12 protein-coding genes and 1 pseudogene are annotated in these 14,119 nt (G+C 72.1%); 8 read left to right on the top strand and 5 right to left on the bottom strand.

All coding sequences use genetic code 11. From position 1 onward, the window contains the following. Window positions 1-158: 158 nt before the first annotated feature. Window positions 159-503 (bottom strand): hypothetical protein, encoded by a 345-nt coding sequence (locus tag ACFVT5_RS22135; protein WP_389890406.1) that lies wholly within the window; start codon window positions 501-503, stop codon window positions 159-161. Window positions 504-575: 72 nt separating this feature from the next. Continuing rightward, window positions 576-1,214 carry a GNAT family N-acetyltransferase gene (locus ACFVT5_RS22130; protein WP_389890404.1) on the bottom strand — a complete coding sequence of 213 codons (639 nt, stop codon included), beginning with the start codon at window positions 1,212-1,214 and terminating at the stop codon, window positions 576-578. 121 nt (window positions 1,215-1,335) lie between these two features. On the opposite strand from ACFVT5_RS22130, the pseudogene ACFVT5_RS22125 reads away from it, so the two are divergent. Further along, window positions 1,336-1,521 (top strand): annotated as a pseudogene (locus ACFVT5_RS22125) (IS982 family transposase); the annotation flags it as partial. A gap of 140 nt (window positions 1,522-1,661) precedes the next feature. On the opposite strand, the gene ACFVT5_RS22120 reads toward ACFVT5_RS22125, so the two are convergent. Next, on the bottom strand, window positions 1,662-2,201 hold the full coding sequence (locus ACFVT5_RS22120) for a hypothetical protein (RefSeq protein WP_389890751.1): 540 nt from the start codon (window positions 2,199-2,201) through the stop codon (window positions 1,662-1,664). 49 nt (window positions 2,202-2,250) lie between these two features. Here ACFVT5_RS22120 and ACFVT5_RS22115 point away from each other — a divergent pair, with 49 nt between their 5' ends. The 7 genes from ACFVT5_RS22115 (at window position 2,251) to ACFVT5_RS22085 (ending at window position 9,860) form a co-directional block, all read left to right on the top strand. Then, window positions 2,251-2,646 (top strand): hypothetical protein, encoded by a 396-nt coding sequence (locus ACFVT5_RS22115; protein WP_389890401.1) that lies wholly within the window; start codon window positions 2,251-2,253, stop codon window positions 2,644-2,646. Window positions 2,647-2,902: 256 nt separating this feature from the next. Beyond that, complete coding sequence (locus tag ACFVT5_RS22110; RefSeq protein WP_389890398.1) at window positions 2,903-4,711, top strand: gamma-glutamyltransferase family protein; 1,809 nt, start codon at window positions 2,903-2,905, stop codon at window positions 4,709-4,711. Window positions 4,712-4,804: 93 nt separating this feature from the next. Then, the gene (locus tag ACFVT5_RS22105) at window positions 4,805-5,632 is read left to right on the top strand and encodes an inositol monophosphatase family protein (protein ID WP_389890395.1); all 828 of its coding nucleotides are present in this window, start codon (window positions 4,805-4,807) and stop codon (window positions 5,630-5,632) included. 110 nt (window positions 5,633-5,742) lie between these two features. Next, on the top strand, window positions 5,743-7,164 hold the full coding sequence (locus ACFVT5_RS22100; protein WP_389890392.1) for a phytoene desaturase family protein: 1,422 nt from the start codon (window positions 5,743-5,745) through the stop codon (window positions 7,162-7,164). Window positions 7,165-7,188: 24 nt separating this feature from the next. After that, a complete protein-coding gene (locus tag ACFVT5_RS22095) occupies window positions 7,189-7,710 on the top strand; it encodes an O-acetyl-ADP-ribose deacetylase (protein ID WP_389890389.1) in 522 nt (173 codons plus the stop codon). A 93-nt stretch (window positions 7,711-7,803) separates the two neighbouring features. Then, entirely contained in the window at window positions 7,804-9,282 is a 1,479-nt protein-coding gene (locus ACFVT5_RS22090) for an AlkA N-terminal domain-containing protein (protein ID WP_389890748.1), read from the top strand. A gap of 95 nt (window positions 9,283-9,377) precedes the next feature. After that, the gene (locus ACFVT5_RS22085; protein ID WP_389890745.1) at window positions 9,378-9,860 is read left to right on the top strand and encodes a methylated-DNA--[protein]-cysteine S-methyltransferase; all 483 of its coding nucleotides are present in this window, start codon (window positions 9,378-9,380) and stop codon (window positions 9,858-9,860) included. A 39-nt stretch (window positions 9,861-9,899) separates the two neighbouring features. On the opposite strand, the gene ACFVT5_RS22080 is transcribed toward ACFVT5_RS22085, so the two are convergent. Both ACFVT5_RS22080 and ACFVT5_RS22075 read right to left on the bottom strand, forming a co-directional pair. Then, window positions 9,900-10,625: an NAD-dependent deacetylase gene (locus ACFVT5_RS22080; protein WP_389890386.1), complete on the bottom strand. Its 726-nt coding sequence runs from the start codon at window positions 10,623-10,625 to the stop codon at window positions 9,900-9,902. Window positions 10,626-10,715: 90 nt separating this feature from the next. Beyond that, window positions 10,716-14,117 carry an SAV_2336 N-terminal domain-related protein gene (locus ACFVT5_RS22075; protein ID WP_389890383.1) on the bottom strand — a complete coding sequence of 1,134 codons (3,402 nt, stop codon included), beginning with the start codon at window positions 14,115-14,117 and terminating at the stop codon, window positions 10,716-10,718. Window positions 14,118-14,119 lie beyond the last annotated feature (2 nt).

The raw sequence follows: 14,119 nt of genomic DNA, 5'->3' as shown, positions 1-14,119 counted from the left end.
CGCCGGGCATGTGCTGCTCGTTGCCTCTCTCAGAACCGTCCTCTTTCGTCAGCCCGGATTTCTGTTGTCGGCGTCGCCGTGCGCGCTATCTCCGGGTGACGGAAGGCGTGCTCCTCTGCTTTCAGCGATACGGATTGACGTGCAGGGCCGATATGTTCTCAGGCGGTGATCTTGAGGAGTGTGATCGCGTGCTCGGGGCGTGACCTGTAGTGATCGGCTGCGGCGGCGATGTTGTGCCAGCCGGCCTGGCGCATCAGGCCGATGGCGAGGTTGCGCAGGGTGGCCATGAGGCGGGGTGCTGTGCCGGTGCGGATCCGGGAGGCGTCTTCGCCATAGGTGACGTCTCGCACGTGGTGCAGGGCTTCCACCGACCAGTGGTCCTGGACGAGTTCGGCCAGACGGGTGGGGCCTGCTTGCTCGGGGGTGAGGCTGGTGACGGCGTAGACGGTCTTCGTCTGGACCCTGCCGGCCTGGCGGTTCACGCGGCGGCGTTTGATCTGCATGCCCTGGACGGCGTGCGGGAAGTGCAGGCCAGGCGCGACTGAGGGGCCTTTACGGGGCAGGCGTTTGCGCGTTCAGGGGTTCCGCACCATGGTCTGCTGGTGCACACGGCGGCCGTTGTGACGCAGCCCGGGAATTTCGGCTGCCGGACCGTGCTTGGTGAAGCCCTTCCGCTCGAAGAAGCGGACTGCCCGGGTGTTCTCCGACAACGTCTGCAGATGGCAGCCCTTGCCCGTCTGCTGCGCCACCTGCTCCAACCAGCGGTCCATCAGGCCATCGGCTGTCCCGGAGCCGCGCGCCTCCGGGGCCACGTTGATATGCAGGTGTGCCGGCCAACGCGCATCGTCGAAGTCGCTGGCGGTCGGCCTTCGCCGGACCGCAGCCCATGCCAGATCGGCGAGAGCCCGAGCGAAGAACGCCGCCGGTCGTACCCTGATGAACAGCCTGTACTGCTTGATGGCCTTCTCCATGCGCTCGCTCTCGCTGGGAAACGCCGCACTGTCCGTACACCCGGCGAGGTAGCCGACCAAACGGCTGCCATCGACGGCGAGGAAGAGCGAGGCGGGCGCCAGGTCCATGTATGGCTCAAGGTAGACGGCAGCCTCGGACTCGTCATGGCCCCACAGCGATTCGCTGGGAGATCCTGCTCCGGCACGGCCGAACAGGTACCGGAGGTCCGACCGATCCGCCTCGGTGAACGTGCGGATCTCCATAACGCTGCCACCCGCCTTTCAAGATCGTCTATGCGGTCGGGCGAGTCTGTCGCCGGTGCACTCCACGCCGGCGAAGCCACGGTGGGTGTGGGGCAGGCGCGAGGGCACCCATGATCGTTGTGTGACGAACAAACTGGACACCCTCGCGACAGCACTCTATGCGACGACCGACGATCTGCTGAAGGAGCGGACAGACTTGGCTCCGTGGCGGCCGGCCGTGGGGATTGCACCCCAGCTCACGGACGCCGAGCTGGTGACCCTCGCGATGATGCAGGCCATGCTGGGCTTCACTTCCGAGGCCAGATGGTGTCATGTGAGGTCTCAGGACTCGGCTGACACTTCGGGCTCATCACATTCTTGACAGGCTCAGGACTTACTGGACATGGTCGGGCAATCAGGGTCCGAAGCCAGCCGAAGGAGCTGGTGGCAGCGCTGTGGTGGACGAGATCAGGGTCCGTCTGAGTGGTCAGCGTTCGGATCGACGTTCCATCGCCTGGGTAGGTCTGCGTCGCAGAAGACGCAGACGAAGTGGCCTTCTCGCACGATGTTGTGCTCCTGGCAGATGGGACACCGACGGAAGACCACTGCGTGTGTGAAGCGGTCCGGGTGGTCGAGGTCGGCTTGATCCAGTGCCTGTGCGACAGCCGGCCATGAGGCAACGTCCGGGCAGTAGCCGGTCGACTGGTTGCTGACCTCGTTCACCGCCCAGCGTCCGGCGTCGCGGTAGAAGCTGACTTCGCCAGCGCCGAGCACCCGATCGCCGCTCGCGCAGGCGACGTGTTCGCTGCGGCGTGGGGCTAGCCGCAGAGCACGGTCCGTGCCGACGACGAAGGTGAAGGGCTCTTCCAGTTCCTCGGCGGACCGGGCTGCCACCCAGTCCGCGAAGTCGGCGGCTGCGCGGATCGTGGCACCGCCGTCCGCTGCTCTGACGGCAGCGATCACATGGTGCGGCCCGACATAGCGGTAGCCCCGTCCCGACGCGCCCATGTCGATCAACCTAGAACACCCAGTCTTGGCGGGCTCAGAGTTTCGGAGCGTGGATTTTTGCTCGGAACCGGGTGCCGGTCCGGTCTTCCATCACGCGACCCTGCCCCGGGTGCGGCTCGGTGACGTCTACGACTGGGTGCGGGAGTACGGCTATCCCGTACGGCGCCTGCCGCTGGCCCACTGGCGGGAACAACTGCCCCGCTCGGGCGCCGTCGCCGCTACGACGCTGGCCTTCTTCGACTCCGCCGAGCAGGCCGCTCCGATCGACCTGCGCCTCGGCCACGTCCAAGTCGGCAACGTCCGTGCCGGCTTGGAAGGCAGCGGCATCACCTGCCCGCCGGTCGACCGCGACCTGGTCTTCGGCTACGTGGACCACTGTGTCACCGCAGGGGTGCTGTCCGCCCCGGCCGGGCATCGGCACTCTCCGGCAACGCCCGGCAAGTAACCGGAACTTGCCGGGAACTCGCGGTGCCTTCGCCCCGACTATTGCAGCAGAACCGTTCAGCCCATGAGCAGATCACGTACGCAAGCAGCCCGCCTGCCGATCAACCGGCCGGTCGTCACCGCCCTGGCCGCCGATAGCCTGCTGGGGGAGCGGACCGAGGAAAGCTCCGGCCCGAACTCCCCAGATTCTCCCCCGGACCGATCCTGAGCGCCCATCGGTTTGGCCGATACGCGGAAACATCGAGGTGAGAGGCCGTATGTTCACGACCCGCCCCACCCTCCAGGGCACCTTCGGCATGGTCTCGTCCACCCACTGGATCGCCTCGCAGTCCGCGATGGCCGTCCTGGAGGACGGCGGCAACGCCTTTGACGCGGCGGTCGCCGCCGGCTTCGTCCTGCACGTCGTGGAGCCCCATCTCAACGGCCCGGCAGGCGAGGTCCCGATCATCCTCGCCCCGGCCGATGGCCCCGTACGCGTCCTGTGCGGCCAGGGCGTCGCCCCTGCGGGCGCCACCGTCGACCACTACCGCGGCCTCGGCCTCTCCCTGGTCCCCGGCACCGGCCCCCTCGCCGCCGCCGTACCCGGCGCCTTCGACGTGTGGATGCTGCTCCTTCGCGACCACGGCACCAAGTCCCTCGCCGACGTCCTCGCGTACGCGATCGGGTACGCCGACGACGGCCACGCGCCCGTGGAGCGCGTCGGCGAGACCGTCGAGAGCGTCCGGGATCTCTTCGAGACCGAGTGGACTTCCTCGGCCGACGTGTACCTGCCGGGCGGCGAGGCCCCGCGGCCCGGGGAACTGTTCCGCAACCCGGCGCTCGCGGCGACCTGGCGCAGGCTCCTCGCCGAGGCGACCCGCACCGGCGGCGCCGACCGGGTCGCCCAGATCGACGCGGCCCGGACCATCTGGAGCGAGGGCTTCATCGCCGAGGCCCTGGTCCGCCAGGCCGCGCGCCCCACCCGCGACACCAGCGGCACCCGGCACACCGGAATCCTCACCGCCCAGGACCTCGCCGGCTGGCGCGCGAGCTACGAGGACCCGGCCACCTACGACTGGAACGGCTGGACGCTCTGCAAGGCGGGCCCCTGGAGCCAGGGCCCCGCCTTCCTCCAGCAACTCGCCCTGCTGCCCGACGCGTTGCCCGCCTACGGCCGCGCCGACTACACGCACCTGCTCATCGAGGGCTGCAAACTCGCGATGGCCGACCGCGAGGCGTGGTACGGGGACGCGGCCGACGTTCCGCTCACGGACCTCCTGTCCGACGCGTACAACGCCGAACGCCGCGCCCTTGTGGGTGAGCGGGCCTCGCTCGACCTGCGTCCCGGCAGCCCCGGCGGGCGCGCCCCGAAGCTGTCCTCGTACGCCCATGCCGTCGCCACCGGTGACACGGAGGGCGAGTTCGACGCGCTGGGGGTCCCCGCGGGCGCGGGGGAGCCGACCGTCGCCTCCGACGGCGGGACCCGTGGCGACACCTGCCACCTCGACATCGTCGACCGCTGGGGCAACATGGTCGCCGCGACCCCCAGCGGCGGCTGGCTCCAGTCGAACCCGGTCGTGCCCGAACTCGGCTTCCCGCTCGGCAGCCGCCTCCAGATGACCTGGCTGGACGAGGGCCTGCCGAACTCCCTCACACCCGGCCGGCGCCCCCGCACCACCCTGACGCCGTCCCTCGCGCTGCGCGACGGGGTGCCCGTCATGGCGTTCGGCACCCCGGGCGGCGACCAGCAGGACCAGTGGCAGGTCCACTTCTTCCTCGCCGTCGCCCTGCGCGCACCCGTCCGGGGCGGACTCGACCTCCAGGGCGCCATGGACGCCCCGAACTGGCACAACGACAGCTTCCCCGGCTCGTTCTACCCGCGCGGTATGCGGCCCGGCAGCGTCACCGTCGAGTCCCGGACACCCCCGGAGGTCGTCGCGGACCTGCGCCGCCGAGGCCACCTCATCACCGTCGGGGACGCCTGGTCGGAGGGGCGGCTGTGCGCGGTCGCCCGGGACCCGGGGACCGGGATCCTGTCGGCGGCGGCCAACCCGCGCGGGATGCAGGGGTACGCCGTCGGACGGTGAACGCCGGGCCACGTCGCGCTCAATTCGCGTCGATTCCACCCCCCGTACACCGCCCGGGTACGGATTGTCAGAGACGCGTGCTTCGATGGACATATGATCGAAGACTTTCTCGCCCATGGCATGACCGATGTGGAGGAGGCGGTACGCAAGGCCGCCGCCGTCGAGGTCATGCCCCGTTTCCGGCAGCTCGCCGCCCACGAGATCGTCGAGAAGAACGGCCCGCACGACCTGGTGACCGTCGCCGACCGCCTCGCCGAGGAGCACCTCACCGCCTCGCTCACCGCACTGCTCCCCGGCTCGGTCGTCGTCGGCGAGGAGGCCGTGCACGCGGACCCGGCGACCACCGACGCGCTGAGCGGCGACACCCCCGTGTGGATAGTCGACCCGGTCGACGGCACCCGCCAGTTCGTGCACGGCGACCCCGGTTTCTGCACCCTGGTCGCGCTCGCCTTCCAAGGCCAGGTGCACGCCTCGTGGACGTACGCCCCGGCGCTGGAGGAGATGGCCGTGGCAGTACGCGGAGAGGGCGCCGTGCTCAACGGGCGGGCGCTCATCGCCGGCGCCCCCGCTCCCGACGCCGTCCTCGATGTGGCCACGTCCCACCCGGACTTCACCACGCCCGACGAGAAGCGCGCCCTGCTCGGGCTGTGGGCCGAAGGCGTGCTGCCGCGCCCCTGCGGTTCGGCGGGACTGGAGTATCTCGCCATAGCCAAGGGCGAGTTGGACGCCGTCGCGTTCTCCTGGGAGAACTCCTGGGACCACGCCGCCGGTCTCCTTCTCGTCGGCGAGGCGGGCGGCACCCATGCGACGCTGGACGGCACGCCCTTCCGGATCGCGGGCGGCAACGCCTTGCCGTTCACGGCGGGCCGCGACCGTGCCACGGTCACGCGGGTCCTGGAGCTGCTGCGCGCCGGGCGGTGACCCCGCGCCGGGATCCCGGAGCCGGCCGCCGACCGTGACCCCGCCCGAGGGCCCGGACGGCGCGGCATATCCTGGGCCCACTGGCCATCGGCTGACAAAGGAGTCCGAAGGTGCCGTCGATGCTCGATGCGGTCGTCGTGGGTGCGGGACCGAACGGACTGACCGCTGCCGTCGAACTGGCCCGCCGGGGCTTCTCCGTCGCCGTGTTCGAGGCCAGGGCCACCGTGGGCGGCGGCGCCCGCACCGAAGAACTCACCCTGCCCGGGTTCCGGCACGACCCGTGCTCCGCCGCGCATCCGCTGGGCATCACCTCACCCGCGTTCACGGCGATGCCGCTGGAGCGGTACGGACTTCAGTGGCTGCACGCCGGCCTGCCCATGGCGCACCCCTTCCCCGACGGCACGGCGGCCGTCCTGTCGCGGTCCGTCGGTGAGACGGCCGCCTCGCTGGGACCGCGCGACGCGGGCGCGTACCGCCGACTGGTCGCCCCCTTCACGGGCCGCTGGGACACGCTCCTGCGCGACTTCATGTCGCTCCCGCTGACCGCGCTGCCCCGGGACCCCGTCACCCTCGCCCGCTTCGGACTCGTCGGCCTGCCGCCGTCGACCTGGCTGACCCGGCGCTTCCACGACGACCGCGCGAAGGCCCTCTTCGCCGGGCTCGTCGCCCATGTCATCGCCCCGCTCGACGGCTTCGCCACCGGCGGCGTCGGCCTGGTCTTCGCGCTCGCCGCGCACGCCGCCGGCTGGCCCGTCGCCCGGGGCGGCTCCCAGTCCATCTCCGACGCCCTCACCGCGTATCTGAAGGACCTCGGCGGCCTCGTGCACACGGACTACGAGGTGAAGCGGCTCGACGACCTCCCGCCCGCGCGCGCCTATGTCTTCGACACCTCACCCGCCGCGCTCGCCCGGATCGCGGGCCTGGGGCGGTACTACGAGCGGTACCGCTACGGCGCGAGCGTCTTCAAGGTCGACTACGCCCTGGACGGCCCGGTGCCGTGGACCGCCGCCGAGGCGCGCCGCGCGGGCACCGTCCAGATCGGTGCGAGCAGCCGCGAGATCGGCGCCGCGCTGCGTGCCGCGTCCCGCGAGGGCCGCGCGCCCGAGACACCGTTCCTCATCACCGTCCAGCCCAGCGTCGCCGACCCGTCACGGGCGCCCGAGGGCAAGCACGTCTTCTGGGCCTACGGCCATGTGCCCAACGGCTGGGACGGCGATCTCACCGACGCCATCGAGCGGCAGATCGAGCGGTTCGCGCCCGGCTTCCGGGACCGCGTCCTCGCCCGCGCCACCGCGGGCCCGCCCCAACTCGCCGCGCACAACGCGAACTACGTGGGCGGCGACATCGCCTGCGGCGCCGCGGACGGCCTGCAACTCCTGCTCCGGCCCCGCGTCACGCTGTCCCCGTACACCACCCCGCACCCGGCGGTCTTCCTCTGCTCGTCCGCGACCCCACCGGGCCCCGGCGTGCACGGCATGTCCGGCCACAACGCGGCCAAGGCGGTCTGGCGCCACCTTCGCCGGAGTGCCTGACCGGTCCCCTCGTACGATGACGACATGACCGTCATCACCCTCGTCCAGGGCGACATCACCGAGCAGGCGGTCGACGTCGTCGTCAACGCCGCGAACTCCTCGCTGCTCGGCGGCGGAGGCGTGGACGGCGCCATCCACCGGCGCGGCGGCCCGGCGATCCTCGCCGCCTGCCGCGCGCTGCGGGCCGGCCACTACGGCAAGGGCCTGCCGACCGGACAGGCGGTCGCCACCACGGCGGGCCTGCTGCCCGCCGGCCATGTCGTCCACACCGTCGGCCCGGTCTGGTCGTCCACCGACGACCGCTCCGCCCTGCTCGCCTCCTGCTACCGCGCGTCACTGCGCGCCGCCGCCGACCTGAACGCCCGCACCGTCGCGTTCCCCGCCATCTCCACCGGAATCTACGGCTGGCCCATGACCGACGGCGCCCGCACCGCGATCCACACCGTCCGCACCTCCACACCCCCCTCGATCGAGGAGGTCCGCTTCGTCCTCTTCGACGAGCGAGCGTACGAGGCGTTCGCGGCAGCGGTGGCGGAGGAGTTCTGACCGGTCCGAAGGCCCTGGCACAGCGACCTCGATGTCGGAAATTTGCCAGCCACGGACGGGGGGATCGTTGATGCTTGAGGCATGCGAAGCGGGATGTACATCGATACCGAGCACTGTGTGCGGGCCGTGCAGTCCAAGGACGCGCGGTTCGACGGGTGGTTCTACACCGCTGTTCTGACCACGCGGATCTACTGCCGTCCGAGCTGTCCCGTGGTGCCGCCCAAGGCGGAGAACATGACGTTCTATCCGAGCGCCGCCGCCTGTCAGCAGGCCGGGTTCCGGGCCTGCAAGCGGTGCCGGCCCGACACGAGCCCCGGCTCACCCGAGTGGAACCTGCGTGCCGACCTCGTGGCCCGCGCCATGCGGCTCATCGGTGACGGACTGGTCGACCGCGAGGGCGTGCCCGGTCTCGCCGCGCAACTCGGCTACAGCACCCGGCAGATCGAGCGCCAGCTCCTGGCCGAGGTGGGTGCCGGGCCGCTCGCCCTCGCCCGTGCCCAGCGCGCCCAGACCGCGCGGCTGCTCATCGAGACGACCGCGCTGACCATGGCGGAGATCACCTTCGCCGCCGGTTTCGCCTCGATCCGTACGTTCAACGACACCGTGCGCGAGGTCTTCGCGCTGTCCCCGACCGACCTGCGCGCCCGTGCCCTGCGCACCCGTGCCCCGAGGCCGGCCCCCGTATCGGGCGCCCTCTCCCTGCGCCTGCCGTTCCGCGCCCCCCTCACCCCGGACAACCTCTTCGGGCACCTCGTGGCGACCGCGGTACCCGGTGTCGAGGAGTGGCGCGACGGCGCGTACCGGCGCACCCTCCGTCTCTCGTACGGACACGGCGTCGTCGCCCTCGCCCCGACCCCCGACCACATCGCGTGCCGGCTCACGCTCACCGACATGCGGGACCTGACCGTCGCCATCAGCCGCTGCCGCCGGATGCTCGACCTGGACGCGGACCCGGTCGCCGTGGACGACCGGCTCCGCACCGACCCGCTGCTCGCACCCCTCGTGGACAAGGCCCCCGGCCGCCGGGTGCCGCGCACCGTCGACGAGGCCGAGTTCGCCGTACGGGCCGTGCTCGGGCAGCAGGTCTCCACGGCCGCCGCCCGTACCCACGCCGGACGTCTCGTCACCGCCCACGGGCAACCCGTCGAGGACCCCGAGGGCGGCCTCACCCACCTCTTCCCGGCCCCCGACGCGCTGGCCGCGCTCGACCCCGAGGCGCTCGCCCTGCCGCGCAGCCGCCGCACCACCCTCACCACGCTGGTGGCACAGCTCGCCGACGGCAGCCTGCGGCTCGGCGCCGAATCCGACTGGAACGACGCCCGCGCCCGTCTGACCGGGCTGCCCGGCTTCGGACCGTGGACCGTCGAGGTCATCGCGATGCGGGCGCTCGGCGACCCCGACGCGTTCCTCGCCACCGACCTCGGGGTCCGCCGCGCCGCCGAACACCTGGGGCTCCCGTCCACGCCCGCCGCGCTCACCGCGCGCGCCGCGTCCTGGCGCCCCTGGCGGGCCTACGCGGTCCAGTACCTGTGGGCCACCGACGACCACCCGATCAACGTCATGCCCGCATAGACCATTTCACCGCGACATGGACCAGTTCAACGTGGTCCATACATCTTCAATGCGACCCGTACATCGTGGAGCAATCAACCATGAACCAATCAACTATGAAGCAGCACATGGTCATCGACAGTCCCTATGGACTCCTCACGCTCGTCGCCGACGACGGCGTCCTGTGCGGTCTCTACATGGTCGATCAACGTCACCGGCCACCGGAGGAGTCCTTCGGCGACCGTGACCCGGAGCCGTTCGCCGAGACCGTACGACAGCTCGACGCCTACTTCGCCGGCGACCGCACCGAGTTCGACGTGCCGATGCGCCTGCACGGCACCCCGTTCCAGCAGTCCGTCTGGGAACAGCTCCTGGCCATCCCGTACGGCGAGACCCGTACCTACGGCGATCTCGCGCAGGCACTCGGCAAGCCCGGCGCGTCCCGCGCGGTCGGGCTCGCCAACGGCAAGAACCCGATCAGTGTGATCGTCCCCTGCCACCGCGTGATCGGCTCCGACGGCAGCCTTACCGGCTACGGCGGCGGGCTGCCCCGCAAGCGGCGCCTGCTGGACTTCGAACGCGGCACCGCCCTGTTCTGACCCGTGACCGGTGGAAGACCGTCGCCGACCGAGGTGGCGCTACGCCGCCAGCTCCCGCAGCAGCCTCGGCAGCGCCGTCCCGATCGGCTCCCGTACGACCTCGTCGGCCACGGCGTCGTACGGCGTCGGCTCGGCGTTGACGATGACCAGACGGGCGCCGTGCTCCGCCGCGAGGCCCGCGAGCCCGGCGGCGGGCTGCACCTGAAGGCTGGTGCCGACCGCGAGGAACACCTGGCACGCCTTGGTGATGCCGAGGGCCTCGCCCAGGACAGCCGGGTCGAGCTGTTCGCCGAACATGACCGTCGCCGACTTGAGGATCCCGCCGCACGCCAGACACGGCGGGTCCTCCTCACCGGCCTCGACCCGCGCGAGCGCGTCCTCCATCGGCCCCCGGTCACCGCACTCCACGCAGACCACCGACCGCGCGCTGCCGTGCAGTTCGACGACCTTGCGCGCGGAGAACCCGGCGCGCTGGTGCAGCCCGTCGACGTTCTGCGTGATCACCCGCACCGGAACCCCGGAGCGCTCCAGCTCGGCCACGGCGTGGTGCGCGGTGTTCGGCTCGGCCTGGAGCGTGCGGTTGCCCCGCCGCATCCGCCAGGACCGCCGGCGGATCTCCGGATCACCCATGTAGTACGCGTACGTCACGAGCTTCTCGGCCTCGGGATCACGTCGCCACAGCCCGTTCGGCCCACGGTAGTCGGGGATGCCGGAGTCCGTGGAGATACCGGCGCCGCTGAGGATCGCGACGAGTGGCTTGTCCATGGGGCCGAGGGTAGGCCGGTACCCGCGCGCGCGGCGACCGTATTCCGGCGGGGGACGTGCCCCGGCCGGGTCAGGTCGGGTCAAGTCGGGTCAGACCGGATCCGTTCGCGGCCCCAGCAGCATCGCCCCCAGCCGCAGATACGCCTGATACGTCTCCGGCGCGAGCCAGGACAGCTCCACCGTGCTGCCCATGTGGAGATGGCTGTCCCGGGGCACCGTCACCACCCCCCGGCACCGCGAACTCAACCCCCGGATACTCCCGTGGTCAAGGGACCAACCCGCCGCCGGACGGCTGTGGTTGAGGACGACCACGGACTCCGTGACCAGGCCCGGCAGATCCAGCGCGACAAGCCGGTCCATCGCCTGCTGCGCCTGCGTCACCCCGGCGGGATCCGCGCGGGACACGATGACGGCCCGGTCGGCCGACTCCAGTACGGCCGCGGGGAACTTGTCCGTGTCGGTGAGCGTGAGATCGAAGTACGGCCGGGTCACCGCCACCACCCGGTCGTACTCGGCGTCCGCGAACTGCCCGGCCGTCGGCGGATGCGACACCGAGTCGTTGGACAGGACCATCAGACCCGAGCGGTGCTCCGACAGGAACAGCCGCAGATCCTCGAACCGACCCACCTCGTCGACCGACCGCGCCAGATCGGAGAGCCGCGCCGGAGTGTCCCGGTAGACCCGGCGGCCGATATGGACATGGCTGCCGACATGCCGGTCCGTGTCGACGGCGAGGACCCTCTCCTGCCGCTGCTCGGCGAGAACCGCACCGAGCACCATCGTCGTCGTGGTGCACCCGGCCCGGTCCTTCACCCCGACCAGCGCGATCCGCAGCGGCCGTTCCATGGGCGCCCGGATCGTACGGATCCACCGGTCGCGCCGTACGTCCTGCTCGGGCGTCTCCTCCACGTCCGTGACCGGCGCGTCGCCCCGGGCGTCGTCCTGGGCGTCCTCCCACTCCATCGCGCCCGGCAGCAGCGCGCCGAACCCCTCCATCACCTCCCGGGCCGTCGGCCGCGCCTCGGGCTCCTGGTCGATGCAGCGCAGCAGCAGCTCCCGCACGTTCCCGTCGAGAGACCCCAGCTCGGCGACGCGCTCCAGGGCGTCCCGCTCGTACCACCGCCAGTGCCGTCCCGTCGCGGCGTGCAGCAGCATCACGCCGAGCGCGTACACATCGCCCGCCGCGATCCGCGACTCGCCCCACGGCGTCACCTCCGGCGCCCGGTAGGGGGAGTGGGTCGGCATGGACAGCGGGGACGCGCTCGACGCGCCGTCGATACGGGCCGACGTCCAGCTGATGACATGCAGCGCCGACTCCGTCACCAGGACCGCGCCCGGCGTCAGCGAACCGTGCACGATGCCCTTGCGGTGACACCGGCCGACCGCGCGCGCCAGGCTCCAGCCCAGCCAGGTCAGCAGCGGCGACGCGTGCAGCGGCCCCGCGACCTCCAGGACCGACCGCAGCGTTGGCGCGGGCAGCCCGTTGCCGAGGGTGTCCAGACGCAGCGCGATCCACGGCGTGCCGCCCTCCAGATCGCTGCCGACCACGGCCGGCGCGCACACGCCGTCCATGCGCCGCAGCGCGCGCCGCTCCACGTCGAGCAGTTCCCGCGCCATCGGCGAGTCCCACGAGTGCGCGACGCGCAGCAGCACCCGCTGCCCCTCCGGGTCCTCACCGATGTACGCGACGGGCTTGCCGCGGGTGCCGTCGCGCATGGTCAGCGTGTACGGGCCCACGGTGTGCAGGTCCTGGAGCCGCACCGGAAGCCACGAGGGCGCCGTGTCCAGACCGGACGGCAGCAGCACACCCTCGTACTCGACGGGCTGCTGCGGCGGCGGCACCGACACCATCGGCCGGGCACCGAGATGCGTCAGGAGCCGGTCCTCCAGCCAGGCGAACGGCCGTGTCCCCGGCATCAGTTCACCCGTGCCGGACGGATGCGCCAGCCAGGCCGGGAAGTCGGGTGAGCGACCCACCAGGGTGCTCAGCCGCTCGGTGACCGCCCGTGTGGTGCGCAGCAGATCGATCGGTGTCGCCGTGTCGAGGAGGATCTCCTGCGCGTCCTCGGGGAAGCCGAACCGCCGGTGCTGCGCGGGCAGTCGGGCGTCCGCCGTGTCCACCTGCCGCATCAGCCCGCCGAGGAACACCTCCGCGAGATGCGCGGTGTCGGCGCGCCACGGCACCGCGGCCTGCACCAGCCGCATCACCGGCACCGTCAGCGGGGACACGGCGGCGAGATGCGCGGCCAGCCGGTACGCCTGCGGGGACGCCGCGTCCCGGAACCGCAGCACCGCGTCCGGCGCGTTCGGCCCCCGCGTCTCGGCCCGGCGCCTCGGGGTGCGGGCGTCCGGAGGCGTGAGCAGCGGCAGTTCGGTACTGGCACCGGGCGATGCCACCAGACGCGCCCAGGCCGCGACCGCCGGGGGATACGGTTCGAGTACCGGCACCGGCACCCCGGGGAACCCCTCGCCGAGGCCCGGCGGCAGCAGCGGATCGGCCACCTCCCAGGTGTCGTTGGCCGCGCCGCGCCGCCGCGTGGTGACCAGCCACGGCTCCGAACGGATCCCGGAACTCGCCCACATGTGCGCGGGCAGCGCGTGCAGCACCGCCGCCGGGCCCTGCCGCGCCCAGCGCTCCAGGGCCGTGTGCATCCGCCCGTCCCGCCAGCACACACCGACCCCGTCACTGATCACCAGCACCAGCGTCCGCCCGGACGGGTCGGCGACCGACGCGGGCGACAGAAGCGGAGCCATCGGGTCGAACGGCCGCACCCGCAGCCTGGGCGCGCCCGCCGACCGGGTGTCGAGGCCGTGCACCCGGATGTCCCGGAACGCGCCGAGCCGTTCCAGGACCGCCCGCAACTCGGTCGCGAGACGGCGCCACAGCAGCATCGAGATGCCGTCGTCGATGAGCAGCGTCAGATCGAGCCAGCGCTGCCGCGCGGGACGCAGCACCACATCGGGCAGCCCGGTCTCGGCCATCGCCGTCGCGGTGGCCTCCTCGTCGAACTCCCGCCGCTCCTGGCCCGGATGAGGCTGTTTCAGCACCCGAAGCGCCCGGCTCAGCCGCAGTTCGTCCGCGCCGAGCGCCTTCTCCTCGGGGACCCGCACGGGCAGCGCGCCACCGGCCGGCCGACGGCGTAACGGCCCGGCCGGATCCGCGAACTCCGGTGCGCTACGGGCCGCTGCGGCAGCGTGCAGCGCACCCATGAGCTGGGCGGGCGGCGGCGGCTGGTCCGGTACCCGCCCGGCCTGCTCGGTGTCGTCGCCCGCGCCGGGGCCGCCGTCCGGCGGCAGGTCACGGCCGCCGCGCCGCGCCGTACCTGGCCGGTGCTCGGAGTCCGGCGCGAGGGCGCCCACCAGCGGCGCGTCCTGACTGCGCGGCAGCCGGGCCGCGAGCCACAGCGTGTCGAGCAGCTCGTGGACGGACAACTCCTGGCCGAGCAACGACCCCAGGGTCGCCAGCGGCGAAGGTTCGGCGGGCGGCGGCACCG

It is taken from the genome of Streptomyces sp. NPDC058001 (genome assembly GCF_042886315.1).
GTDB lineage: Bacteria > Actinomycetota > Actinomycetes > Streptomycetales > Streptomycetaceae > Streptomyces.
Note: the sequence above shows the minus strand (reverse complement) of the source record. Positions and strands in the feature narration are given on the sequence as shown.